The organism is Rhizobium phaseoli, from assembly GCF_003985125.1.
Classification (GTDB): domain Bacteria; phylum Pseudomonadota; class Alphaproteobacteria; order Rhizobiales; family Rhizobiaceae; genus Rhizobium; species Rhizobium phaseoli.
Genome location: NZ_ML133573.1, coordinates 17,497 through 42,148, shown reverse-complemented (window position 1 = coordinate 42,148; position 24,652 = coordinate 17,497). Strand labels below are relative to the sequence as shown.

General features: G+C 61.9%; 19 protein-coding genes. 8 read left to right on the top strand and 11 right to left on the bottom strand.

All coding sequences use genetic code 11. The annotated features are described in order from the left end of the window. Positions 1-106: 106 nt before the first annotated feature. Both EFD56_RS16690 and EFD56_RS16685 read right to left on the bottom strand, forming a co-directional pair. Positions 107-814, bottom strand: coding sequence for a DUF1045 domain-containing protein (locus EFD56_RS16690; protein WP_126905850.1), 708 nt, complete (start codon positions 812-814; stop codon positions 107-109). A gap of 115 nt (positions 815-929) precedes the next feature. Further along, positions 930-2,108, bottom strand: a complete 1,179-nt coding sequence (locus tag EFD56_RS16685; protein WP_126905895.1) for an NAD(P)/FAD-dependent oxidoreductase — start codon at positions 2,106-2,108, stop codon at positions 930-932. Between EFD56_RS16685 and mnmC2 the strand changes: the two genes are divergently transcribed. Further along, positions 2,107-2,835 carry a tRNA (5-methylaminomethyl-2-thiouridine)(34)-methyltransferase MnmC2 gene (gene mnmC2, locus EFD56_RS16680; RefSeq protein WP_126905849.1) on the top strand — a complete coding sequence of 243 codons (729 nt, stop codon included), beginning with the start codon at positions 2,107-2,109 and terminating at the stop codon, positions 2,833-2,835. The genes EFD56_RS16685 and mnmC2 overlap by 2 nt on opposite strands. Positions 2,836-3,043: 208 nt before the next feature. Beyond that, the gene (gene argS / locus EFD56_RS16675; RefSeq protein ID WP_126905848.1) at positions 3,044-4,747 is read left to right on the top strand and encodes an arginine--tRNA ligase; all 1,704 of its coding nucleotides are present in this window, start codon (positions 3,044-3,046) and stop codon (positions 4,745-4,747) included. Positions 4,748-4,778: 31 nt separating this feature from the next. Here the strand turns inward: argS and EFD56_RS16670 are convergent, their stop codons facing one another. Beyond that, a complete protein-coding gene (locus EFD56_RS16670) occupies positions 4,779-8,177 on the bottom strand; it encodes a response regulator (protein ID WP_126905847.1) in 3,399 nt (1,132 codons plus the stop codon). Between the two features lie 341 nt (positions 8,178-8,518). On the opposite strand from EFD56_RS16670, the gene EFD56_RS16665 reads away from it, so the two are divergent. From EFD56_RS16665 to EFD56_RS16655, 3 genes are all read left to right on the top strand, one after another. After that, positions 8,519-8,827, top strand: a complete 309-nt coding sequence (locus EFD56_RS16665) for a hypothetical protein (protein ID WP_126905846.1) — start codon at positions 8,519-8,521, stop codon at positions 8,825-8,827. Positions 8,828-8,899: 72 nt separating this feature from the next. Further along, entirely contained in the window at positions 8,900-10,015 is a 1,116-nt protein-coding gene (locus EFD56_RS16660) for a DNA alkylation repair protein (protein WP_126905845.1), read from the top strand. A gap of 245 nt (positions 10,016-10,260) precedes the next feature. Next, a complete protein-coding gene (locus tag EFD56_RS16655) occupies positions 10,261-11,937 on the top strand; it encodes a DEAD/DEAH box helicase (RefSeq protein WP_126905894.1) in 1,677 nt (558 codons plus the stop codon). Between the two features lie 55 nt (positions 11,938-11,992). Here EFD56_RS16655 and EFD56_RS16650 read toward each other — a convergent pair whose 3' ends face one another. Next, positions 11,993-12,895, bottom strand: a complete 903-nt coding sequence (locus tag EFD56_RS16650) for a DMT family transporter (protein ID WP_126905844.1) — start codon at positions 12,893-12,895, stop codon at positions 11,993-11,995. Positions 12,896-13,367: 472 nt separating this feature from the next. Between EFD56_RS16650 and EFD56_RS16645 the strand changes: the two genes are divergently transcribed. Genes EFD56_RS16645 through EFD56_RS16635 form a run of 3 tightly spaced genes read left to right on the top strand, consistent with a single transcriptional unit; the run spans position 13,368 to position 16,555 of the window. Then, positions 13,368-14,777, top strand: coding sequence for a circularly permuted type 2 ATP-grasp protein (locus tag EFD56_RS16645; protein WP_049736073.1), 1,410 nt, complete (start codon positions 13,368-13,370; stop codon positions 14,775-14,777). After that, the gene (locus tag EFD56_RS16640) at positions 14,777-15,718 is read left to right on the top strand and encodes an alpha-E domain-containing protein (protein WP_012484822.1); all 942 of its coding nucleotides are present in this window, start codon (positions 14,777-14,779) and stop codon (positions 15,716-15,718) included. The genes EFD56_RS16645 and EFD56_RS16640 overlap by 1 nt, the downstream gene beginning before the upstream one ends. 12 nt (positions 15,719-15,730) lie before the next feature. Then, on the top strand, positions 15,731-16,555 hold the full coding sequence (locus EFD56_RS16635) for a transglutaminase family protein (RefSeq protein WP_126905843.1): 825 nt from the start codon (positions 15,731-15,733) through the stop codon (positions 16,553-16,555). Positions 16,556-16,661: 106 nt separating this feature from the next. Here EFD56_RS16635 and EFD56_RS16630 read toward each other — a convergent pair whose 3' ends face one another. The 7 genes from EFD56_RS16630 to mmsA all read right to left on the bottom strand — a co-directional run bounded on the left by EFD56_RS16630 (position 16,662) and on the right by mmsA (position 24,583). Continuing rightward, complete coding sequence (locus EFD56_RS16630) at positions 16,662-17,072, bottom strand: type II toxin-antitoxin system VapC family toxin (protein WP_004668900.1); 411 nt, start codon at positions 17,070-17,072, stop codon at positions 16,662-16,664. Then, positions 17,069-17,311, bottom strand: coding sequence for a type II toxin-antitoxin system Phd/YefM family antitoxin (locus EFD56_RS16625; RefSeq protein WP_183820006.1), 243 nt, complete (start codon positions 17,309-17,311; stop codon positions 17,069-17,071). The genes EFD56_RS16630 and EFD56_RS16625 overlap by 4 nt, the downstream gene beginning before the upstream one ends. Before the next feature lie 109 nt (positions 17,312-17,420). After that, a complete protein-coding gene (araD, locus tag EFD56_RS16620) occupies positions 17,421-19,160 on the bottom strand; it encodes an L-arabinonate dehydratase (RefSeq protein WP_012484826.1) in 1,740 nt (579 codons plus the stop codon). Positions 19,161-19,222: 62 nt separating this feature from the next. After that, on the bottom strand, positions 19,223-20,656 hold the full coding sequence (locus tag EFD56_RS16615) for an aldehyde dehydrogenase family protein (RefSeq protein ID WP_126905841.1): 1,434 nt from the start codon (positions 20,654-20,656) through the stop codon (positions 19,223-19,225). 68 nt (positions 20,657-20,724) lie between these two features. After that, positions 20,725-21,720, bottom strand: coding sequence for an AraD1 family protein (araD1, locus tag EFD56_RS16610; protein WP_126905840.1), 996 nt, complete (start codon positions 21,718-21,720; stop codon positions 20,725-20,727). Between the two features lie 116 nt (positions 21,721-21,836). Then, complete coding sequence (gene mmsB, locus EFD56_RS16605; RefSeq protein ID WP_085743028.1) at positions 21,837-23,048, bottom strand: multiple monosaccharide ABC transporter permease; 1,212 nt, start codon at positions 23,046-23,048, stop codon at positions 21,837-21,839. After that, complete coding sequence (gene mmsA, locus EFD56_RS16600) at positions 23,045-24,583, bottom strand: multiple monosaccharide ABC transporter ATP-binding protein (protein WP_126905839.1); 1,539 nt, start codon at positions 24,581-24,583, stop codon at positions 23,045-23,047. Before mmsA ends, mmsB begins: the two co-directional genes overlap by 4 nt. Positions 24,584-24,652 lie beyond the last annotated feature (69 nt).

Here is a 24,652-nt window from a genome sequence, read left to right as displayed (position 1 = left end):
CCTTCTGAAAAGACGGGGAACGGTATCATCCGCAGCCGGAATGTCGAGACGGAAACTGCGCGGCAGAATTTATCCTTTCCGTATAACCACTTAGCTTGACGGGTGGTCAGGCGATCCTGCGCGCGCTGACCTTGCCCATGGGATGCAGCGAGTGGACGCGGAAGGGACCACCGGCGCCCTCTTCGATCATCAATGCCACGTTCGAAACCATCACCGGCTCCTTCAGGACAGGCTCGAAGATCGTTCGCAGCGCCGGTTCGATGCGGGGCATGTCGATCGCGTTGATGGAGCCTGTCACCGGCATATGGAAGCGGAACTCGTCCATGACATAAGGATTGCCCCAACGATGCAGATTGGCGAATTGGGCGGCCGACAATCCATCCGGATCGCTGCGCTCGATGTCGGCCTCGCTGAGCGGCGCGCGGTAGCGATCGAACTCCTGGACGATTGCCGAAGCCAGATACTGGATCTGCTCACAAGGAGCGCTCGGCATCAGGCTATAGAAACTGCCGAGCCGGGCAATTTCGAGACGTGAAATCTGGAAGGGAGCGAATGTCCCGGCATAACGCATCAGATCGCGCAGGAGTTGCGGTTCGGACATATCGGCAGACAGATGGAAAGGCCCCTTCAGAACGCCGTGGAAACCATAGCGCCGCGGCACGGCGGTGTGGAAGGCGATCTCGTGAATGCCGAGGCCGCGGACGGCCGGAGGCTCCAGCATATCGCCCGAAAATACGTTTCGACCAAGCCAATTGGCGGCCACGAGCGACAGCGGATCGCTCGCCGGAGGCGTGAAGCAAATGGCATAGCGCATGCAATTTCCTCCATCAAGGATAGGGAGCACCGCTGATCTCAGGTGCTGTCGATGCGCAAGCAGATAGGTGATTTGCATGACAGAATAACGAAGCGCGGCGGCATCGAATTCACGTTTAACGTGAAGCCACAGCGATATGGCTTGAAATCGCAAAGCTTTCCGGCAGCAAAAATTCGCAATCCGTATCGTCTGCAATACAAACCGCCGCTTCCGCCAGCCGGTGCGCCAAGCCGAAGCTGACTTTGAAGCCGCCGGTCAATGCGACGAGCCGCGGGTGGCCGGGATGACGGCCGATCATCGGATCGCGGTCGATCGCTTTCGGCCGAAGCCCGGCCCAGCGTTCGACAACCGACGCATCGCGAAGATCAGGCGCAAAGCCGCGCGCCATTTCGATCAGCCGGTCGAGCTGAGCATCGGTCGAGGCGGGGTCATCGAAACGGTTCTCGCTGGTGCTGCCGATCGCCGCATATCCGCCCTCATGCGCAACGATGTAAAGCCCGTCGAGGAAGATCGTCGGCAAGGCCGGGTCGATATCGGCTTTCAGCAGCGCTGCCTGTCCCTTGACCGGCTGGCCGAGCGGCTGTTTCAGCCCTGGTGTCAGCGCATCGAGCAACGGGAAAGACTGGTGGCCGGCAGCCAGCATGCACTGATCGAAAACGACGCTTTCGCCGCCGATCACGGCCGTGCCGCGATCGGGATCGAGAGCGGCAACCGTTGCATGTTCGACGATGCGCACATGTTTTGCCCGCTGCAGGAAAGCGACGAGCGCCGCGATCAGCAGGCGGGGTGCGACGCGGGCGGCGAGCGTATCGTGCACGAAGCCGCTCCCGCCGGCAGAATCCTCGATCCAGCCGCTGACCGGCGGCCTGTCGAGCACATGCCAATGAAAGCGGCGCTCGCCGGCCTGCCAATGGTGCTCGGCGTCCTCGCAATGGCCCTGCGCTATCTTGTTAAGATGCGGCTTCGGCAGCGGAATCAGCCGTCCCGAGCGGCGGTAGCCTGCCGAGAGCCCGGCCTCGGCTTCCAGCGCAGCGATCTCGGCCTCGAGCGACACCAGCGCATCGAACTGGAACTGCTTCTTCTCGGACCACCGGTCCGGCATATGCGGCATCAGCGCGCCGAGCAGGCCCCCGCTCGCACCTCCGCCCAATCTGCCGGCGTCGGCAATGACCGTGCGGATGCCGCGACGCTCGGCATGGACGGCCGCCCAAAGGCCCATGATGCCGCCGCCGACGATCAGCAATTCGCAGGATGATTGACCTGAGACCGGCTGAGGACTATCGGCTTTTCCCATGACAGACATGAACCCTGATCAGATTGGCGCAGGCGCACCGCAGCCGCTCGAATGGCGCGACGGCGATATGCCTTATTCCACCGCCTTTGGCGATCATTTTTATTGCCAGACCGATGGCCGGCTGGAATGTGGCCACGTCTTTCTCGCCGGCAACGGTCTGCCCGAGCGATGGAGCGGGCGGCACGCATTCGTCATCGGCGAACTCGGCTTCGGCACCGGCCTGAACTTCGCCGAGACCTGGCGGCAATGGAAGCAGCATCGCGCAGCCGGCCAGCATCTGCATTTCATCTCCTTCGAACTTCACCCGATGCGCGGCGAAGAAATCGGCCGCGCGCTCTCGCACTGGCCGGAGATCGATGCCGAGCGCAAAGCGCTGACGGCGGCCTGGCCACAGACGCCCGATGGTACTGTCTCGCTCGACCTCGACGACCAGACGCGGCTCAGCGTCGTTTGCGGCCCGGCGCTCGATGGCGTCACCGCGGCAAAACCCGGATTCGACGCCTGGTATCTCGATGGCTTCGCCCCGTCGCGCAACGGCGACATGTGGTCGGAGGAGCTGATGCGCGAGGTCAACGAAAAGAGCGCGGCCGGCGGCACTTTCGCCACCTATGCCGCGGCCGGCTTCGTGCGCCGCAATCTCATCGCCGCCGGCTTTAACGTGGAACGCCGCAAAGGGTTCGCCGGCAAGCGTGAAATGCTATGCGGTGTGAAGGCGGCCTGTGCGTAAAGCGGAGCGCCTAAAATCCTCGTTTTCTAATTGCGATTTCCCATGCTCATCTTATCGCGAAGATTGCATTTGGCGTTGAGACAGTCTATCGACTGATCGAGTTCGAAAGGTCCGACATGGAGAATATCGTTCTAAAGACCGTGCGACGACGCTGAACAGCTCTCAAGCTTCAGCGAACCTTTAGCCGTGCAGTCAAAGGGAACGACCCATGTCCGTAAAATCGGCAGCGCTTGCCGCACTCACGTCCGCATATGAACTGAACGGCCTCGAAGCCGTCCCATCCGTTATCCGGTCAACAAAGACTGAATTCGGCGACCTCCAGTGCAATGAGATGATGCGGCTCGCCAAGGCGACCGGTAAGAACACGCACGAGCTAGCCGCCTCCGTCGCTGCAGCAGCGCGCAACGACGTGTTCGATGAGGTTTCCGTCGCAGGTCCGGGTTTCGTAAATTTCCGGTTATCGAACGAGACCATTGCCGCGGAGGCCGCAGCGATGCTGGGAAATCCCGCGCTTGGCGCCGAGAAACAGCACCCGATCCGTACCGTCATCGACTTCGGCGGCCCCAATGTCGCAAAGGCGCTGCATGTCGGCCACCTCCGGTCATTCGTTATAGGTGAAAGCCTCCGCCGCATCTTGTCTGAGATCGGACATGACGTGATCTCCGACATTCACCTCGGCGACTGGGGTCTCCAGATGGGCAAGCTCCTGTACGGCGCTGCAATCGCCTCCGGCTGGCAGCACGGAGATCCCGTACCTTTCATCAAAGACTTCTCCTTCGACGAAATGTCCGTCGAGGAGCTCGGGATACTCTACAAGTCCGGCAATGCGGCTAGCGAGGACGATACCGCGCTGGGCGTCGCCCGATTGCTTACGAACATGCTCCAGGACGGCCATCCCATCCTCACGGGTGCGTGGAAACGCATGCGGGAGATTTCTCTTGAAGCGGTGTCAGCCACGGCCGAACAGCTCGGCGCGCATTTCGACCTGCTTCTGGGCGAAAGCGACGCCCACTCCGAGATCGCTCCCATGCTTGATGACCTCGTGTCACGTGGGCTCGCACGGGAGAGCGATGGAGCGCTGCTCATCGAGGTCTCCGGCGAAGAACTGCCTGACAACGTCCCGCCGCTTCTACTCCGGAAGAGCGATGGTGCCGCGCTATATGGCACGACGGATCTTGCGACGCTGCGGCGGCGGGTGCGGGACATCGGCGCGCAACGGATCATCTACTGCACCGACGACCGTCAAGCGCTTCACGTCGGAAGCGTTTTCTCGGCTGCCCGGGCGGCAGGATATGCCAACGGGATTGAGCTGAGACATGTAACCTTCGGTACCGTCCGGGGATGGAATGGAAAGCCGTTCAAAACCCGGGACGGTTCTGCGGCGGCGCTTGGCGAGATGATCGAACTGGCGCTTGCGAAAGCCGCCGAGAAAGTAAAGGACAAGGATTCAGCGACCGCGGTCGGCCTCGGGGCGCTGAAATTCGCCGACCTCTCCACCCCGAGAAAGACCGGATACGTCTTCGATACCGACAGGATGACCTCGTTCGAGGGGAGGACCGGGCCTTACCTGCAGTACGCATACGCGCGGATCTGTTCGATACTCAACAAGGCGGCCTCAGCAGGCATCGTTCCAGGCGTCACCATCTCGGTCAGTCATCCGTCGGAACGGGCGGTGCTGGTCGAATGCCTCTGGTATCCCCATTCCTTATCCGAGGCTGCCCGGCAGCTTGAGCCGTTCGAGATCGCCGAGCGGGCATACCAAGTGGCCGACACCTTCAGCCGCTTCTACACGGACTGCCCGGTGCTGACCGGAGAAGATCCGCCTGCACGTCTCGCCACCTGCAAGTTGGTAGCGCAAGTGATCGGGAAGTGTCTTGAACTTCTCGGAATGGAAACTGTGCGGAGGATGTGACCGATGCCACCCGTTCGCGAATTGCTCGAGATCAGTAGCTCGTACGCCCCGGCTGCTGCTCGTCCTTGCCGAGCCATTGCCGGATCTTCTCTTCCAGCAGCTCGGGGCTGATCGGCTTCGACATGTAGTCGTCCATGCCCGCGTCGAGGCAGAGCTCCCGGTCGCTTTCCAGCGCATGGGCGGTGACGCCGATGATTGGCACCCGATGGCCCTGCCCCTTTTCCCGTTCGCGGATCATCCGGGTCGCCTCATGACCGTTCATGACGGGCATCGAGACATCCATCATGATGATGCGTGGCGTATGGCTCTCCCAGGCAGCGACAGCCTGCTCCCCGTTATTGACAACAAGGAAGGAAAGCCCCGTTCCCTGCAGGATCTGGGTGAAGACGATCTGGTTGACCTCGTTGTCTTCGGCGACGAGCACGTCGACGAATTCAGCTGCTCGCTTCTGCGGCGCCGGCACAGGAGCTGGGGCCTGGGCCGGCAGGGACGTTTCGACCTGCAACCGGGCAATTTCGGCCTGCGAAGCCTGCTTCACGCGCCGGGCGCGAACCACCTCGACGACGGTGTTGCGCAGCACATTGGCACGCGCCGGCTTCATCAGATGCGCCTGGCCGTTCAGCGCCGCGAACTCCTTTTCCGTGCCTGAGATATCCATCGAGGTCAGGAAGATGATCGGCAGCTCGACGAAGCGGGGATCGGCGCGCAGCCGGCGAGCGACATCGGCGCCATTCATGTCGGGCATGTGATAGTCGAGTATGACGGCATCGACCGTGACGCCGAGATCGGCCGCCGCCTCCAGGATCGCAAGGCCGGTGCCGCCGCCCTCGGCAGCGACGCCGTCGAAGCCCCAGAGCGAAAGCTGCTCGGTGAGGATGCGCCGGTTCACCTCATTGTCGTCGACGACGAGGATGCGCGCGCCCTGCACGTTGATCGGCAGCGGCTTCGGCTCCAGGCGGGCGGCCGCCACTGCAAAGGGCAGATTGACGGTGAACACCGAGCCCTTGCCCCATTGGCTCTCCGCCTTGATATATCCGCCGAAGAGGTCGACGAGCCCGGCCGTGATCGCGAGTCCGAGGCCTGTTCCCTCATGCCGCCGGGTCGAGGAAGCATCGACCTGCGAGAACTTGTCGAATACCGATTCCAGCTTTTCCTCAGGGATGCCGATGCCCGTATCCTCGATACGGATGCTCGCCATGATTTCGCCGCCGGCGACGGTCTCGAAGCCGACGTCGACGAAGACATGGCCACGCTCGGTGAATTTGACGGCATTGCCGACGAGATTGGTGACGATCTGGCGGAAACGGCCCGCATCGCCGATCACGGCGGCCGGCAGGTCGGGGGCGGCCCGCACCAGAAGCTCGATATTCTTCTCGGCGGCATGCGAGGAGAGAAGGGTCGCCACATCCTCCACCGCTTCGGTGATATCGAAAGCGGCTTTGCGCAGCTTCATCTGCCCGGCATCGATCTTCGAGAAGTCGAGAATGTCGTTGATGATCGTCAGCAGCGCATTGCCCGATTTGACGATGATGTCGATGAAGGTTTTCTGGCGCGTGTCGAGATTGGTCTTGGCCAGCAACTCCGCCATGCCGAGCACGCCGTTCATCGGCGTGCGGATCTCATGGCTCATATTGGCGAGGAATTCGGACTTGGCGCGGTCGGCTGCTTCGGCGCGCGACAGCAGCTCGCGCAATTCCTCCTCGCGGCTCTTGAGCTCGGTGACATCGGTAAACAGCGCCACCCAATGCTGTCCCGTGCTGACCGTCGCGTCCATATTCACCCAGCGCTCGCCGCCGACATGGAAGACGGTGGAGATCGGCTGCCTTGCCGCGATATTGGCGCGCCAGCCCTCCAGGATGTCGGCCGCCGCATCATGAAAATCTCCGCGCGCCGCGCAGAATTCGAACATGCCGAGCCAGCCCTGCCCGGCCTCGATATAATGCGGCGGGATCTGCAGAATATCGGCCATTGCCTCATTGGACATCTTGATGATGCCGTCCTGAACGATGGCAAGTCCCTGCGACATGGCGTGCGTGGCATCGCGCATCATTTCGCCGACCCGCTCCAGCGCGGCGCGCGTCTCGTGAATTTCCTTTTCCCGCTCGCGCACCGCCGAAATATCGGCGTAGGTCAGCAGGATCCGGTCGTTGGAGATGCGCCGGCTGTCGAAGATGACGGATTTGCCGCCTGCCCAGCCGACCTCGATCGGCTGCGGCTCTGCAGCTTCGAACAGGTGCTTGCGAAAGGCATAGAGCTCTTCCGGCGTTCGCGTCCCGTCATAGCGGCCAAGCTCATGGTTGCGGCGGATGACATCGATGAAGGGGCGCCCGTCGAAACGATCCTCGCGCGGCAGTTCCCAGATGCTGTAGAATTCGTCGTTGACGTAGAGGATCCGGTGGTCGTTATCGAGGATCAGCACGCCGATCGGCAGCGAACGCAGGATGCTCTCGATATCCCGATGCAGCACTTCTTCCTGCTTGCGCGAGGCGATCAGCGCCTTCTCGCGCTCCTTCAGCGGCGAGATGTCGGAAAAGGAGCCGACGACATAGGTCCGCCCGTCCGCCGTGATGACGCGGTTGACGCGCGAGATGACGGGATAGACGTGACCGCCTTTGCTCGGCATCTCGCTCTCGAGTTCCACCGAAATGCCGTCCCTGAGCGCCAGCAGGTTTTCCTGGTAGATGGGCTCAGCGCCTTCCTGGCCGAACATTTCGTGTTCGGTCATTCCGAGATACTCGGAGCGGGCGCGGCCGCTGAAGGTCTCGTAATATTTGTTGGCATAGATCAGGCGATGCTGATCATCGCGTACGAAGACGGCAACCGGCAGATCTTCCAGCACGGTGCGCAGCGCTTCGAGTTCGCTGACGCTGTCACCCCAGGCCGAATCGCCGGCGGGCGAAGGACGTGCGCCCTTGCGATGGGCGGCGTTGACGACCAGCGGGCGGCCATCCACGGCGAAGATGCCGATCGGGTGATCGAGCCTTTCCAGTGCCTCACGTACGTGGGCAAGATCGGCGGCAGGTCCGAAATCGTTTACAGCCTGAGAGCTACCGCTAATCTCGCTGTTGCCGACGGCACGACGCTCGCGGGCTTCGAAGATGCCGAGCACATAGATGCGCTCCGGTGACGGCGAGAAGCTTTCGATCTGAACGCGCTCATGCCGGAGGTTCGCCGCGTCGAAGCAGATGGCGTTCTCCTCGGTGCCGAACACCAGTGCGCGGCGCTCCTTGTCCTCACGATCCTCCTCTGGGCGGCCGAAGAGTTCGCGGCTGCGCCTGCCGATGAAATCGGAAATCTCTCGGCCCAGGAAGTCCGCATAGGCCTCGTTGACGGCGACATAGCGCAACTCGCTGTTCTTGACATAGGCCGGGGTGTCCAGATCAGCGATCCGGCGGCAGGCCAACTCCAGTATGTCCCCGGCTGATTTCAAAAAATTGTCGCTCCCGCAATGAAAGAAATATCAACGACAAAAACTATAACGCCAAGGCTTTTAACAAGGTTTTAACCATAAATTTGTGCGTTGAAATTTTGCACGCCGGCTGGGCGATCAGAAATACCTTCGTCGGCAGTCCCGGCTCGCCGGAGACTGGAAATAACGCTGCCACAGGCGACGCCCCGACACCCCCTGATCAGCGCCTCCTTCACTCGTCAGCCGTTGAAATCATGACGAAAATTTAATGCGGCAGGCGCTTGCGCGGCCATCGCTCCGCCGCGATCGGGGCGGAGTCTGGAGGTGGCTTATAAAAGCCAGTCCAAATCAAGGAAAACACCATGTCCGTTTTTCATAAGACCATGGCGACGGGCCTGATCGCGCTGACCTTTGCCGGCGCCTCGCTCACCACTGCCGCCACTGCCGATGCCCATCCACGCGACGCCTTCTGGGGCGGCCTGGCCGCCGGCGTCGTCGGCGGCGCGCTGCTGTCCGAGTCCGCCCGCCCGGCCTATCCCGCCTACCCTGCCTACCCCTATTATCGCCCCTATCCGGTCTACCGGACCTATTACCGGCCATCCTATTGCCACCTCGAATGGCGGCACGACGATTGGGGCAACCCCTACCGCGTCAAAGTCTGCCCGGAATAGAGAAACCCGGATCCGGCGCCGCTTGACCTCCCGGCGGCGCCGGGCCATTCCTCAGATCGAGGGAGGATCAGCATGCCGGAACCGCTCAAGAACCTGTTGCACGAGGCGCTGGTCGGCGACATGGCCGATCGCATCGCCGCCAACCCTCCTTCCTTCGACCGAGACCATTTCGCGGCGCTGGCGACCGACGGCCTGGAGGCGCTGGAGTTGATGGAGCGCTCGGCGCTGATCCGCGACGCGCTATTTGCCACGCTTCCCGAGGGTTTTCCCGAAGCAGCCGCCATCCTGAAGGCAAGCCTGCCGGCATCGGCGAGGCCTGGTCTGACCGGCTGGATGCTGCTGCCGATCAACCAGTTCATCGCGGCGCGCGGCCCAGATCATTTCGAACTCGGCCTCGATCTCCTCAAGGCGCTGACGCCGCATTTCACCGCCGAATTCGGTATCCGTCCCTTCATCCATCGCGACCAGCAGCGCGCACTTGCCATCATCTCCGGCTGGGTCGGTGATGCCGACCAACATGTGCGCAGGCTGGCGAGCGAGGGAACGCGGCCGCGCCTGCCATGGGCCATGCGCCTGCCGCAACTGGTCAAGGATCCAACGCCGATCCTGCCCATCCTGACCGCGTTGATGGACGATCCGGCGGAATATGTGCGCCGCTCCGTCGCCAACAGCCTGAACGATATCGCCAAGGATCATCCGGATATGGTCGCCGCCTTCATCGCCGGCCATATCGAGGATGCTAAGCCTGAGCGCCGCCGCCTGCTGAAACATGCCTCGCGCACACTCCTGAAGAAGGGCCATGCGCAGGCGCTCGCCAATTTCGGCTTCGGCGCGGCCGCATCGCTCCAATGCGAACTTCGCCTCATCAACGGCGAGGTGATGTTCGGCGAAGGGCTGGATTTCGCGATCCGGGTGACAAATGGCGGCGAAGCCGCGCAATCGGTAATGATCGACTACGCCATCCACCATGTGAAGGCTGACGGCTCGCTGTCGCCGAAGGTCTTCAAGTGCAAGACGATCACACTCGCGCCCGGGCAGAGCCAGGCGATCGAACGCCGCCACGCCATGCGGCCGATCACGACAAGGCGCTATTACCCCGGCCAGCACCGCCTCGCCATCCTCGTCAACGGCGCAGAAAGCGCGTCGGAAAGCTTCATCCTGAAAATGCCCTCGCCCGACCCGGGTTGAGGCTTTTTGTGCGCTGCACTTGACTTTCCACGCGAATTAGTCCAAATGCGGCTCAGCTTTCACCCTTCCGGCCGCCGCGTGAGCGTGCCCCTGCTAAAAAATACGAAACGCAGGAAGAAGGGACAAAAGCGCATTTCGATAGAGGCCGCACTCCCATCTGCGGCCAGAAGCGCTGGAAAGCTTTTTCCAACTTGCAAGTTCCCACTTCACGCGGGGTTCTTGACGCCAGAATGAAACCGGATCGCATGGTGCGTTCCGGCGATAGTCGTTGTGGCGCCCCGAAAGGTTATGCCTTGACTAATTTTGAATCGCTTGGTGTCTCCAAGCCGATCGTCGCCACCTTGTTCCAGCTCGGCATCGAAACGCCGACGCCGATCCAGGAACAGGCCATCCCCCTTCTCCTCCAGGGCCGAGACCTGATCGGTCTTGCCCAGACCGGCACCGGCAAGACCGCCGCCTTCGGCCTGCCGCTCATCGAAAAGCTGCTTGCAGACGAGCGCCGCCCCGACAACCGCACGACGCGGACGCTGATCCTGGCGCCGACCCGCGAACTGGTGAACCAGATCGCCGACAACCTGAAGAAATTCATCCGCAAGTCGCCGCTGCGCATCAACGTCGTCGTCGGCGGCGTCTCGATCAACAAGCAGCAGCTGCAGCTGGAAAAAGGCACCGATGTGCTGGTCGCCACGCCCGGCCGCCTGCTTGACCTCGTCAATCGTCGCGCCATCACCCTGACCACGGTGCGCTATCTCGTCCTTGATGAAGCCGACCAGATGCTCGACCTCGGCTTCGTGCACGATCTGCGCAAGATCGCCAAGCTGGTGCCGAAGAAGCGCCAGACCATGCTGTTTTCGGCCACCATGCCGAACGCGATCGCCGATCTCGCCGGCGAATATCTCGTCGATCCCGTCAAGGTCGAAGTCACGCCTCCGGGCAAGGCTGCCGACAAGGTCGAGCAGTATGTCCATTTCGTCGCCGGCAAGAACGACAAGACCGAACTGCTGCGCAAGTCGCTGACCGAAAACCCGGACGGCCGCGCCATCGTCTTCCTGCGCACCAAGCACGGCGCCGAGAAGTTGATGAAGCACCTCGACAATATCGGCTATTCCGTCGCCTCGATCCACGGCAACAAGAGCCAGGGCCAGCGCGAGCGGGCGCTCAAAGCCTTCCGTGATGGCAGCATCAAGACGCTGATTGCCACCGACGTTGCCGCCCGCGGCATCGACATCCCGGCCGTCAGCCACGTCTACAACTACGATCTGCCTGAGGTGCCCGACGCCTATGTCCATCGCATCGGCCGCACCGCGCGCGCCGGCCGCGACGGCATCGCGATCGCCTTCTGCGCCCCCGACGAAGCCAAGCTGCTGCGTGACATCGAGCGCCTGATGGGCATCGACATCGCCGTCGCAAGTGGCGAACCGCCGGCCAATATCAGCAATAGCGGCCCCCGCCGCGGCAACGGCAATGGCAACAACCGCAACCGCGGTGGCGGCCAGGGTCGCGAAGGCCAAGGTCGCGGCGAAGGCCGTGGCGAAGCGAACCGCTCGGAGCATCGCGGCAGCCGCCAGGAACGCCGCCCGCGTCCCGAACGCACAAGCCGCAACGAGGATTTCCGCGGCCAGCGCCGCGGCGAAGCGGCCCCGGACCTCGGCCCCGACAATGACCTGGTTTCGACCTCCGACTTCCGCCCCTCGGCAAAGCCGCAGCGTCCCGCCCATCACGGCGCCCACGCCAATGGCGAGCCGAGTGGACATCACCGCGGCAATAACCGTCACGCCCACGGTCGCCCGGCCCGCAAGCACGGCGAAGACCGCGGTCCGCACCAGGCCCAGGGCGGCGAACCGCGCCGCGAGGGCAATGGCGGCAACCGCCGCGGCGGCTCCGGCTCCCGCAATGGCGGCCAGCGCCGCGAACGCGCCTGATCAGCGATCGACTGAAACATGGAAAAGGCCGGGGTTTTCTCCGGCCTTTTGCTATTTAGGCTTCCACCGGCCTGCGGCGTTCGACAGCCTTGCGGTTAGTCAGATAGACGCCGACGACCACGATCACCGTGCCCAGAATCAACGGCACGGTCAGCGGCTCCCCGAAGGCGATGAAGGCTTCGAAAGCAACAGCTGGCGGCATCAGATAGATCAGCGAGGCGGCGCGGGAAACCTGCCCCCGGCGGATCAGATAAAGCAGCAGCCCGACGCCGCCCATCGACAGTCCGAAGACCGACCAGATCAGCGCGGCAAAGGCCTGCGCGGTGCCGTCGAATTGCTGATGTTCGAAGATCAGCGAAAGCGGCAGGGTGAGAAACAACGCCCCGACATATTGCAGCGTTGCGATCGACCTGAGATCGCCGGATTGCAGGTGTTTCTTTTGATAGAGCGTGCCGTAGGTGACCGACCCCATGGCGATGAGGTTGATCGCCAGCGGCAGCGCCGCATGTGTGAGATCTGATGTCGCCGGATCGAGGAGTTTCGGCGAAATGGCGATGGCAATGCCGATGAAGCCGAAAACAAGCCCGAGTTTCTGCGTCTGCTGCAACCGTTCGCCGACGAGAAAGGGAGCCGCCATTGCCGTCAACAACGGCTGCAGCGCCGCGATGATGCCCGATATGCCGGCCGGCACGCCATTGGCAATCGCCCACCAGAGGCCGGCGAGATAGAAACCATGCAGGAAGAAACCGGAATAGACGGCGCGAAGCCACGTCGTCCGGCTTTTCGGCCATTGCGCCCCGCTCGCCAGGCAGAAGGCCAGGAACGCCAAGGCCGACAGCACGTAACGTATCGAAAGGAAGGTGAAAGGCTCGGAATGCAGCGCCGCATATTTCGCCACCACCCAGCCCGTGGACCAGAGGAAAACGAAGACGGCGGGGGCGAAGCGGTCGAGGGACATGGGGCTGCTCGGCGGAAAGAGTTCGCCGTGCTGATACCTGCAGCCGACGGTCGCAGTCAAAGGCGAAGCGTTGATGCTTATTTGAAATTTGGCTGATGCTTGGGACAATCGACAAGCAGGAAGATGAAAACTTCAACATCACGAACAAGGCTGTCGGGATCTCGCCAGCATGCTACCGCAGTGAGGATCGCCGGCGCTCCTCCACACACTCCTCACTCCTGTGCTCGTCACAGGAATCCGGTGCGCCCAAATCCTTGAGTGTGTTGGATCCTGCCCCACACATCCGCCGGACGAAAAACCACCAGATGCTCACATTTTGTGCAACCTTTGCGAAACACCATTTGCCCCGTCCCCGCAAACGCCCGAAAATCCCCCTTTTCCCGCAACGCAAAATCTTTTCCCCGAACTGCGCATGGTTCTTGCATTGCAATTTGCGTTGTATTCAAATGAACAAAAAAGGGGAGCCGCACCTTTGGCATTTGATGAAATGATTACCGGGGACGAAAGTCCTCGCCCGCCTTATGAAAAATATTTCGAGTGGTACAACAGCCAAGACCGGTCGCATCTGATTGCCAAGTCCCGCGATGCGGAAAACATCTTCCGAAAGACCGGCATCACCTTCGCAGTCTACGGCCACGCCGATAGTTCCGAAAAACTCATCCCCTTCGATATCATTCCCCGCATCATCTCCGCCCGCGAATGGCGCAAGCTCGCCCAGGGCATCGAACAGCGGGTAATCGCGCTCAACGCCTTCCTCGACGATATCTACCATAAGCAGGAGATCATCCGTGCCGGCCGCGTTCCGCGCGAGCTGATCGAAAACAATGTCGCCTTCCTGTCCGAAATGATCGGCTTCCGCCCGCCCGGCGGCGTCTACACCCATATCGTCGGCACCGACATCGTGCGCACCGGTGAGGACCAGTTCTATGTGCTGGAGGACAATGCCCGCACGCCGTCCGGCGTCAGCTACATGCTGGAAAACCGGGAAACGATGATGCAGATGTTCCCGGAACTCTTCCATGAGAACAAGGTGCAGCGCGTCGAGGATTATCCCTATCTGCTGCGCCAGAGCCTCGCCTCGCTCGCGCCTCCCGGCTGCACCGGCAAGCCGCGCGTCGCGGTGCTGACGCCCGGCATCTACAATTCCGCCTATTACGAGCATTCCTTCCTCGCCGATATGATGGGCGTCGAACTGGTCGAAGGTTCCGATCTGCGCGTCATCGATGGCAAGGTGAAAATGCGCACGACCCGCGGCTACGAGGCGATCGACGTGCTCTACCGCCGCGTCGACGATGATTTCCTCGATCCCCTCACCTTCCGCGCCGATTCGGCGCTAGGCATTCCTGGAATCATGGATGTCTACCGCTCCGGTAACATCACCATCGCCAATGCGCCGGGCACCGGCATTTGCGATGACAAGGCGATTTATTCCTACATGCCGGAGATCGTCGAATTCTACACCGGTAGCAAGGCGCTGCTCGAAAACGTGCCGACCTGGCGCTGCTCGGAGGCATCAAGCCTGAAATACGTGCTGGAGCATCTGGAGGAGCTGGTCGTCAAGGAAGTGCACGGCTCCGGCGGCTACGGCATGCTGGTCGGCCCGACGGCGTCGAAGAAAGAACGCGCCGATTTCGCCGAGAAACTGAAAGCCAAGCCGAACAATTACATCGCCCAGCCGACGCTGTCGCTCTCCACCGTGCCGATCCTCGTCAACAAGGGCATTGCGCCGCGCCATGTCGACCTGCGCCCCTATGTGCTCGTGTCCGACAAGGTTCAGATCATTCCGGGTGGGCTCACCCGCGTGGCGCTGAAACAGGGCTCGCTCGTGGTCAATTCCAGCCAGGGCGGCGGCACCAAAGACACCTGGGTATTGGAGGACTGATGCTCGGAAGAACCGCAAACGGCCTCTACTGGATGTTCCGTTACATCGAGCGCGCCGAAAATATCGCCCGCCTGGTCGACGCCGGGCTGCGCATGTCGCTCACCCGCAGCAGCGCTGGCGACGACAACTGGGACGGCGTGCTGCAAAGTGCCGGCGTGCGCGAGGCTTATGACGAAAGCCGCACGAAACTGACGAACGCCGAAGCGATCGACTATCTGCTGCGCGATCGCGCCAACCCGTCAAGCGTCATGTCCTGCATCGAGTCCGGCCGCAACAACGCCCGCATGGTGCGCACCGCGCTGACGCGGGAGACCTGGGAAGCGACCAACGAATGTTGGATCGAACTGAAAGCCCTGCTCGAAAAACGCGTGAAAGCGGCCGACCTGCCGGAGGTGATCGACGTCATCAAGCGTCGCGCCGGCCTCATCCGCGGCGCCTTCCATGGCTCGACGCTGCGCAACGAGCTTTATAATTTTGCGCGCATCGGCACCTTCATCGAGCGGGCTGATAATACCAGTCGCATCCTCGACGTGAAATATTACGTGCTGCTGCCTTCCGTCTCGGCCGTCGGCTCCTCGCTCGACAACGTGCAGTGGGAATCGATCCTGCGCTCGGTCTCCGCCCACCGCGCCTATAGCTGGGCCTATGACGGCGAATACCGGGCGATGAATATCGCCGACTTCCTGACGCTGAACGTCCAGATGCCGCGTTCGCTTGCCTATTGCTATGAAAAGATCGTCAGCAATCTTGGCTATCTCGCCCAGGATTACGAGGCGCGGCTGCCTGCCCACGACACGGCCGATGCCATCCGCACTACGCTGCAGACGCGGGCGATCCGCGACATCATGGATCAGGGTCTGCACGAATTCCTGGAAGACTTCGTCTCGCGCAACAACCAGCTCGGCGCGGAGATTTCCGACGGCTACCGGTTCTACGTATAAGCGGATCAGACCATGAGACTGAAGATCAGCCACCTTACCGAATACCGCTACGACGAACCGGCGCAGTTCTCGCTGCAGCGCCTCAGGCTGACGCCGCCGACAACCGCTGCCCAGAAGGTGCTTGGATGGTCGTTGAACGTCGAGGGCGCGACGCCCGAGGTGGAGTATGACGACCAGTACGGCAACCACGTCAATCTGGTCTCGCTGGAGGGCGCGCAGCACATGACGCGCATCCTGGCAGAGGGCGAGGTCGAGACGGTGGACAATAACGGCGTCACCGGCCCGCACACCGGCTTCTGCCCGCTTTGGCTCTTCCTGCGCGAGACGCCGCTGACCAAGGGCGGCAAGCTCATCAAGGAACTCGTCAAGAGCGTCGGCGGCGACAACGCGCTTGCCCGCATGCATGCGCTGATGGCGGCAATCCATGAGACGGTCGACTATAAGCCCGGCACCAGCAATGCCGCGACGACGGCCGAACAGGCGCTGGAGAAGAAGAGCGGCGTCTGCCAGGATCACGCGCACATCTTCGTATCCGCCGCCCGCGCCCTGCAGGTCCCGGCCCGTTACGTCTCCGGCTATCTGATGATGGAGGAAAAGATCGAACAGGCGGCGACCCACGCCTGGGCCGAGGCCCATATTGCCGGCCTCGGCTGGGTCGGCTTCGATCCGGCCAATGAGATCTGCCCGGATGCCCGTTACGTCAGGGTCGCCTCCGGCCTCTGCTACCGCGACGCCGCGCCGATCTCCGGCATGCGCATCGGCACGCCGGGTGAGACACTCTCGGTGACCGTCAAGGTCGAGAACGGCGGACAGATGCAAAGCCAGAGCCAGAACTGAGTGACATCGGCCTACTGTGAATCCGTGATCGGCTGGGGAGCCGGCGATCGGCGCATCCGGCTTTTCGACATGCTCCGGCACGTTAAACTCCACATCCAGGCAGCAATCAATCTGCTGAGAGAACCTGGAGATGGCCGCGCGCACCATAGCCGAGGATCGCCTGATCGGCCGTCATTAACGGCACGCGATGATGCCGAGCCGTGGCGACGATGAGGCGGTCGGCGGGGTCGGCATGAAACGCACCTGGCAATCTAACGCTATCTACGGCGATGGAAGGCTCAATCGGTGCGAGGTCAAGCCCCGGCAGAGCCAGCGCACTATCGATCCATCGCCCGACATCATCGCCGAGCGCCAGACGTCCTTTCTGCACAAGCATCGCGATTTCCCAAGGCGTAATCGCCGAAATCAGGATCCGGCTTTTCTCCGTCATCTCATCAATGACGCGCCGGGCCTGCGCCCCCAGGCGTGGATCGTCCTGCATCGCCCAGACCAGGATATGGGTATCGATGACGATCAACGGATGGCGTCCCAATCCTCCGGCTCGGCGGCCGGGGACAGCGGATCGTCATAACGCAGGACGCTGCCCTTCATCGCACCGATAATACTCCTCGGCTGGTTCGGATCGCGTGCCGGTGAAAGAACGGCAACCGGCCTGCCACGCTTAGTGATCACGATGGCTTCGTCGTCGTTCTGCATTTGGTCGATAAGGTTCAGGCATTTCGCCTTGAACTCGGCTGCGCCGACCGTCTTATTCATGGCCATATCTCCTGTACACATATACAAAATATATAGCCATTCCCCATCGTTCAAGCTCAAAAGAAGAAGGCGGGGCAATGCCCCGCCTTCAATTTCAAAGTTCGCCTTGTCAGTGGCTGTCCTTGCCGACTGCGTTTCCGCGACATCCCTTGAGGAAGTCGAGGTCGGCGCCGGTGTCGGCGCCTTCGACGTGCTGCTGGTGCAGGTAGGCGTAGCCCGACGTCGGCAGATCGTGGTTCGGCTGCCATTCGGCAAGCCGCCGCGCCAGTTCCTCGTCGGAAATGTCGAGATGCAGGCGACGGTTCGGCACGTCGAGCTCGATCATGTCGCCGGTCTTCACGACCGCGAGCGGGCCGCCGACCGCCGCTTCCGGCGAGGTGTGCAGCACGACGGTACCATAGGCCGTACCGGACATGCGGGCGTCGGAAATGCGCACCATGTCGAGGATGCCCTTCTTCAGCACCTTCGGCGGCAGTCCCATGTTGCCGACTTCGGCCATGCCGGGATAGCCCTTCGGCCCACAGTTCTTCATGACCATGACGCAGTTTTCGTCGATGTCGAGATTGTCGTCGTTGATCTTGGCCTTGTAGTCGTCGATATCCTCGAACACGACTGCCCTGCCCTTGTGCACCAGGAGATGCGGCGAGGCGGCCGAAGGCTTCAGCACCGCGCCCTTCGGCGCGAGATTGCCGCGCAGCACGACGATGCCGCCCGACGAGGTCAGCGCCTTTTCGGCGGGCAGGATGACGTCTTCGTTCCAGTTGACGACGTCCTTGACTTCGTCCCAGACGGTTTCGCCGGAGACCGTCAACGCGTCCTTGTGCAGGAGGCCGGCCTCGCCGAGGCGCTTCAGCACCACAGGCAGACCACCGGCATAGAAGAACTCTTCCATCAGGTACTTGCCCGACGGCATCAGGTTGACGATCGTCGGGACGTCGCGACCACACCGGTCCCAATCGTCGAGCGAAAGATCGATGCCGACGCGGCCGGCGATGGCGAGAAGGTGGATGACGGCATTGGTCGATCCGCCGATCGCCGCATTGGTGCGGATGGCGTTCTCGAAAGCCTGCTTCGTCATGATCTCGGAAGGCTTCAGATCGTCCTTAACCATCTGCACGATGCGGCGGCCGGTGAGCTGCGCCATGACCTTGCGGCGGGAATCGACGCCGGGGATCGCGGCATTGCCCGACAGCGCCATGCCGAGTGCTTCGGCCATCGACGCCATCGTCGAGGCGGTGCCCATCGTGTTGCAGGTGCCCGACGAGCGGCTCATCGAGGCTTCCGCTTCGAGGAACTCGGCTTGCGTCATTTCGCCGGCCTTCACCATTTCGGAGAACTTCCACAGATGCGTGCCGGAACCGACGCGCTCACCGCGGAAATAACCGTTCAGCATCGGCCCGCCGGTAACGACGATCGACGGCAGATCGCAGGAGGCGGCACCCATGAGCAGCGACGGCGTGGTCTTGTCGCAGCCGACGAGCAGCACGCAGCCGTCCATCGGCTGGCCGCGGATCGCCTCTTCCACCGCGAGTGCGGCGAGGTTGCGGTACATCATCGCGGTCGGGCGGAAGGTGTTTTCGGAGGCCGAGAATACCGGCACCTCGAGCGGGAAGCCGCCGGCCTCCCAGACACCCGCCTTTACCTTCTCGGCGAGTTCCCTGAGATGACCGTTGCACGGGGTCATGTCCGACCAGGTGTTGAGGATGCCGATCACCGGCCGTCCGTCGAACAGGTCGTGCGGGTATCCCTGGTTCTTAAGCCAGCCGCGGTGATAGATCACGTCGCGGCTCGTGCCGCCATACCATTCCTGCGACCTCAGCCTGCGCGGCCATTCCGCTTTCTTTTTCATTTTCTCTGTCCTTAAGGTGAATTGCCGGGCCGCCTCGTACGGCCCGGGTCATCGGCTATATCTCAAGCCAGCGTGTAGGCCGTCTTGACCACGGTAAAGAATTCGCTGGCATACTTGCCCTGCTCGCGCGGACCGTAGGACGAACCCTTGCGGCCGCCGAACGGCACATGGAAGTCGACGCCTGCCGTCGGCAGGTTGACCATGACCATGCCGGCCTCGGCATTGCGCTTGAAATGCGTCGCATGCTTCAGGCTGGTCGTGGCAATACCGGCCGAAAGGCCGAACGGCGTGTCGTTGGCGGTGGCCAGCGCCTCGTCGTAATCCTTGACCCGGATCACCGAGACGACGGGTCCGAAGATCTCTTCGCGGGAAATCCGCATCTGGTTGGTCGCTTCGGTAAACAGCGTCGGCTGCAGGTAGAAGCCGGGCGTCTCGCGGGAGATCACCTCGCCGCCGAAGGCGAGCTTGGCGCCCTCGTTTTTGCCGATCTCGATATAGTCGGTATCGGTCTTCAGCTGCCGCTCGTCGACAACCGGGCCGATATGGGTGCCGGCCTTCAGCGCGTTATCGACCACCAGCGTCTTCAGCTTCTCGGTCAATGCGGCGACGAACTTGTCGTGAATGCCTTCGGTGACAATCAGCCGCGACGAAGCCGTGCAGCGCTGGCCGGTCGAGAAGAAGCCGGAATTGGCGGCGGCTTCGACAGCGACGGAAAGATCGGCATCGTCGAGCACGACCATCGGGTTCTTGCCGCCCATCTCCAGCTGGAACTTGCGGTTATGCTCGATGGAGGCGGCGGCGACGCGCCGGCCGGTGCCGGTGGAGCCGGTGAAGGTGATGCCGGCAACATCGGAGCTTTCCAGCATCGCCTGACCGACGACCGAGCCCTTGCCCATGACGAGGTTCAGAACGCCCTTCGGCAGCCCTGCCCTGTTGAGGATGTCGACGATCGCCCAGGAGCAGGCCGGCACCAGTTCGGCCGGCTTGAAGACGATGGTGTTGCCGTAGCAGAGCGCCGGCGCGATCTTCCAGGCGGGAATGGCGATCGGGAAGTTCCAGGGCGTGATGATGCCGATGACGCCGAGCGCCTCACGGGTGATCTCGACGCCGATGTTCGGGCGAACCGACGGGATGACCTCGCCGGCAAGCCGCAGGGCTTCGCCTGCGAAGAATTCGAAGATCTGCGAAGCGCGGATGACTTCGCCGGTGGCTTCCGGCAGGGTCTTGCCCTCCTCGCGGGCGAGCAGCGCGCCGAGCTCGTCCTTGCGCGCCATGATCTCGTCGCCGGTCTTCTTCAGGATGACGTGGCGTTCCCAGATGCCCGAGCGCGACCAGGCCGGGAAGGCAGCCTTGGCGGCGGCGATGGCGTTTTTGGTGTCTTCGGCGCTGCCGTCGGCATAGAGGCCGACGACTTCGTTCGTATCGGACGGATTGATGTTCTTCGTCGCGTTCGTGCCGACCCATTCGCCGGCGATCAGGTTTTGATAAATGGTCATGGGCTGAACAAGCCTCCTTTACCGTTTACAAACACGGCCCGGTCGCGGACGCAGCCAGGCCTCGAAAATCAGAGCTGCTTGACGGAAATCTCTTCCTCGGCGGCCACCTTCAGCGGGTTGCGCAGCGGCAGGCCGAATTCGGCGACTTCGATCTCGAAGACGTCCCCCTCTTCGGTCTTGACGCCGTCGGCGAAGGAAAGGGTCGCCGTGCCGAACATATGGACATGCACATCGCCCGGAACACGGAAGAGTCCGTATTTGAAATGGTGGTATTCCAGATTGGCGAAGGTGTGCGACATGTTCGCCTCCCCCGACAGGAACGGCTTTTCGAAGATCACCTTGTCGCCGCGCTTGATGCGCGATGTGCCGCGGATATCGTCGGGGGCGGCGCCGATGCGGATTTCCGGGCCATAGGCGGCAGGGCGCAGTTTCGAGTGGGCCAGATAGAGGTAGTTCATCCGTTCGGTCACGTGGTCCGAAAACTCGTTCGACAGGGCAAAGCCGATGCGGAACGGCGTTCCGTCTTTGGCGATGACGTAGATGCCGGCCATTTCAGGCTCTTCGCCACCGTCGAGCGCGAAGGAGGGCGAGACGAGCGGCGCGCCCGGCGCTGCCGCACCATAGCCGTTGCCCTTGTAGAACCATTCCGGCTGCACGCCCTTTTCGCCGGCTTTCGGCTTGCCGTTCTCGAGGCCCATCTTGAACATCTTCATCGAGTCGGTCAGCGTTTCCTCGGCCGCCTCGCTGGTTTTCTTGTGCATCGAATCGCGAGTGGCGGCGGAGCCGAGATGCGTCAGGCCGGTGCCGGTCAGATGCAGGTGGGCAGCGTCCGGATGGGTGATCGGCGGCAGGAAGCGGCCGTCCGCATAAGCCTTTTCGAGATCGACGGTTTCGCCGTAGCCATGCGCCTCGATGACGGCGGCAAGCGACTTGCCGCCGTCGGCGGCTTCCATCGCCAGCGCATAGACGCTGCCGGCGTTGTTGACCGACCTGGCTGCGCCGCCCGGCTCGCGCACGGCGACGACAATCTCTCCGTTGGCACCCTTGATCTGGGAAATAAGCACGACTTCGATCCTTCTCGTTCCGGCGAGCTTCAGAAAAAGCTCCGCCCGTCCGGCTCCATCAGGAGCCGGAATCCATCATTCATATGACTGCGAATGCCGGGGCTGCGCTTGAGCGCTCAGCCCTTGTTCTTGTTGTAGACGTCGAAGAACACGGCAGCCAGAAGCACCGCACCCTTGACCATCTGCTGCGAGTCGGTGCCGAGACCGTGGATCGACATGCCGTTGTTCATGATGCCCATGATCAACGCGCCGATGACCGCACCCGTCACCTTGCCGACGCCGCCCTGGGCCGACGCGCCGCCGATGAAGCAGGCGGCGATGACGTCGAGCTCGAGGCCGAAGCCGCCCTTGGCCGTCGCCGAGTTGAGGCGCAGCGCCACGATCAGCCCGGCGAGACCGGCGAGCAGGCCCATATTGGCGAAGGTCAGGAAGGTCAGCCGCTCGGTGTTGATACCGGAAAGCTTGGTCGCCTTCTCATTGCCGCCCATGGCATAGATGCGCCGGCCGATCGTCGTGCGGCGCGTAATAAACGCATAGGCAGCAACCAGGATGAGCATGACGACAAGCACGTTCGGGAAGCCGCGATAGTTCGACAGCTGCCAACCGAGCCCGAAAATGGCGAGCGCGACAATAATGTTCTGGGCAAGGAAGAAGCCCATCGGCTCGACATCATTGCCATGCTTCTCATTGGAGAGCCGCTTGCGCCATGCCATGTAGAAGAGGGCAACGGCGCCGATCACGGTCAGAATCATCGAGGTCGAGTTGATGGCTCCCGTATCGATGAGGTTCGGCAGGAAGCCGATGCTGATCAGCTGGAATTCCGGCGGAAAGGGACCGATGCTGGTGCCGGTTCCCGATGCCGTCATGACGAACAGCGTCAGGCCGCGGAAGACGAGCATGCCGGCGAGCGTGACGATGAAGGACGGGATCTTGTGATAGGCGACGAAATAGCCCTGCAGGCCGCCGACCAGCGCGCCGAGAGCCAGACAGACGACACCCGCCAGCACGTAATTCATGTGCCACTGCACCGTCATCACGCCGGCGATGGCGCCGATGAAGCCGACGACCGAGCCGACCGAAAGATCGATATGGCCGGCGACGATGACCAGCAGCATGCCGAGCGCCATGATGACGATGAACGAGTTCTGCAGAATGATGTTGGTCAGGTTGAGCGGCCGGAAGAGAACGCCACCGGTCGAAATCTGGAAGAACACCATGATCGCGATCAACGCGATGAACATGCCGTATTCCCGGATGTTGCCGCGAACATAGTCGCCGATGGAGACGACACGCCCCTGCTCAGTGATGGGTTGATTGATCGGCGTCATTGTTTCTTCTCTCCTGAGCGCATGATGGCGCGCATGATGGTTTCCTGGCTCGCTTCTCCCTTCGGCAGTTCCGCAACGATCCGTCCTTCATTCATGACGTAGATGCGGTCGCACGTGCCGAGCAGTTCCGGCATTTCCGACGAGATCATCAGAACGGCTTTGCCGTCTGCCGCGAGCTGGTTGATGATAGTATAGATTTCGTATTTTGCGCCAACGTCGATGCCGCGTGTCGGCTCGTCAAGGATCAAAACATCGGGATTGGAGAACAGCCACTTCGACAGCACCACCTTCTGCTGGTTGCCGCCGGACAGGTTGACTGTTTCCTGGAAGATGCTGGAGGAGCGGATGCGCAGCTTCGAGCGATAATCGGTCGCTACCCGCGATTCCTTGACGCTGTCGATGACCGACGCACTCGACACCGCCTTCAGATTGACGAGCGTCGTATTGTGCAGGATCGTATCGTTGAGCACCAGGCCGAGCTGCTTGCGGTCTTCGGTGACATAGGCAAGACCCGCGTCGATCGCCCTGCGCACGGTGCTGACATCGACATGCTTGCCGTGCATCAGCACTTCGCCCGACACCTTGTGGCCATAGGACTTGCCGAACAGGCTCATGGCGAATTCGGTGCGCCCTGCCCCCATCAGGCCGGCGATGCCGACGACTTCGCCCTTGCGGACGGTGACGTTGATATTGTGCAGGACCTGACGGTCGCGGTGCTGCTGATGATAGGCGTTCCAGTTCTTCACTTCGAGAATGGTTTCGCCGATCGGCACCGAACGCGGGGGGTAGCGATCCTCGAGATCGCGGCCGACCATGTTGCGGATGATGATGTCTTCGCTGATCTCGTCCGCATGACAGTCGAGTGTCTTGACCGTCATGCCGTCACGCAGCACGGTGATCTGGTCGGCGACCTTGCGGATCTCGTTCAGCTTGTGCGAGATGATGATCGACGTGATGCCCTGGTTGCGGAATTCCATCAGCAGATTGAGCAGCGCGTCGGAATCGCTTTCGTTGAGCGAAGCGGTGGGTTCGTCGAGGATGAGCAGCTTGACGCTCTTCGACAGCGCCTTGGCGATCTCGACGAGCTGCTGCTTGCCGACGCCGATGTCGGTGACCAGCGTGTTCGGAGATTCCGACAGGCCCACTTTCTTGAGCAGCTGCTTGGTGCGGTTGAACGTCTCGTCCCAGCTGATGACGCCGCTCTTGGCATTTTCGTTGCCGAGGAAGATGTTTTCGCCAATCGACAGCAGCGGCACCAGCGCCAGTTCCTGGTGAATGATGACGATGCCGATCTCTTCGGAGTCCTTCAGGACCCTGAAGTTGCGCGTCTCGCCTTCATAGACGATGTCGCCTTCATAACTTCCGGTGGGATAGACGCCCGATAGGACTTTCATCAGGGTCGATTTGCCGGCCCCGTTTTCGCCGACCAATGCGTGAATTTCACCCTTGCGAACCTTGAGGTTCACGTTCTCCAGCGCCTTGACGCCCGGGAACGTCTTGGTGATGCTCCGCATTTCGAGGATGGTATTGTCCATAGTCAAAAGTTCCAGCGCCTTCAGCCGCCGAGCGGCCTGGCGATCATAAAATCGAAGACCGGAACCCGC

What these genes read in the sequence shown, in the direction of transcription:
- EFD56_RS16660 (WP_126905845.1), top strand. Translation starts at nt 8,900, where the DNA reads ATGCCGGAACCGCTCAAGAACCTGTTGCACGAGGCGCTGGTCGGCGAC.
- EFD56_RS16685 (WP_126905895.1), bottom strand. Translation starts at nt 2,108, where the DNA reads ATGGGAAAAGCCGATAGTCCTCAGCCGGTCTCAGGTCAATCATCCTGC.
- EFD56_RS16665 (WP_126905846.1), top strand. Translation starts at nt 8,519, where the DNA reads ATGTCCGTTTTTCATAAGACCATGGCGACGGGCCTGATCGCGCTGACC.
- argS (WP_126905848.1), top strand. Translation starts at nt 3,044, where the DNA reads ATGTCCGTAAAATCGGCAGCGCTTGCCGCACTCACGTCCGCATATGAA.
- EFD56_RS16640 (WP_012484822.1), top strand. Translation starts at nt 14,777, where the DNA reads ATGCTCGGAAGAACCGCAAACGGCCTCTACTGGATGTTCCGTTACATC.
- mnmC2 (WP_126905849.1), top strand. Translation starts at nt 2,107, where the DNA reads ATGACAGACATGAACCCTGATCAGATTGGCGCAGGCGCACCGCAGCCG.
- EFD56_RS16650 (WP_126905844.1), bottom strand. Translation starts at nt 12,895, where the DNA reads ATGTCCCTCGACCGCTTCGCCCCCGCCGTCTTCGTTTTCCTCTGGTCC.
- EFD56_RS16615 (WP_126905841.1), bottom strand. Translation starts at nt 20,656, where the DNA reads ATGACCATTTATCAAAACCTGATCGCCGGCGAATGGGTCGGCACGAAC.
- mmsB (WP_085743028.1), bottom strand. Translation starts at nt 23,048, where the DNA reads ATGACGCCGATCAATCAACCCATCACTGAGCAGGGGCGTGTCGTCTCC.
- EFD56_RS16625 (WP_183820006.1), bottom strand. Translation starts at nt 17,311, where the DNA reads ATGAATAAGACGGTCGGCGCAGCCGAGTTCAAGGCGAAATGCCTGAAC.
- mmsA (WP_126905839.1), bottom strand. Translation starts at nt 24,583, where the DNA reads ATGGACAATACCATCCTCGAAATGCGGAGCATCACCAAGACGTTCCCG.
- EFD56_RS16690 (WP_126905850.1), bottom strand. Translation starts at nt 814, where the DNA reads ATGCGCTATGCCATTTGCTTCACGCCTCCGGCGAGCGATCCGCTGTCG.
- EFD56_RS16655 (WP_126905894.1), top strand. Translation starts at nt 10,261, where the DNA reads ATGGTGCGTTCCGGCGATAGTCGTTGTGGCGCCCCGAAAGGTTATGCC.
- EFD56_RS16635 (WP_126905843.1), top strand. Translation starts at nt 15,731, where the DNA reads ATGAGACTGAAGATCAGCCACCTTACCGAATACCGCTACGACGAACCG.
- araD (WP_012484826.1), bottom strand. Translation starts at nt 19,160, where the DNA reads ATGAAAAAGAAAGCGGAATGGCCGCGCAGGCTGAGGTCGCAGGAATGG.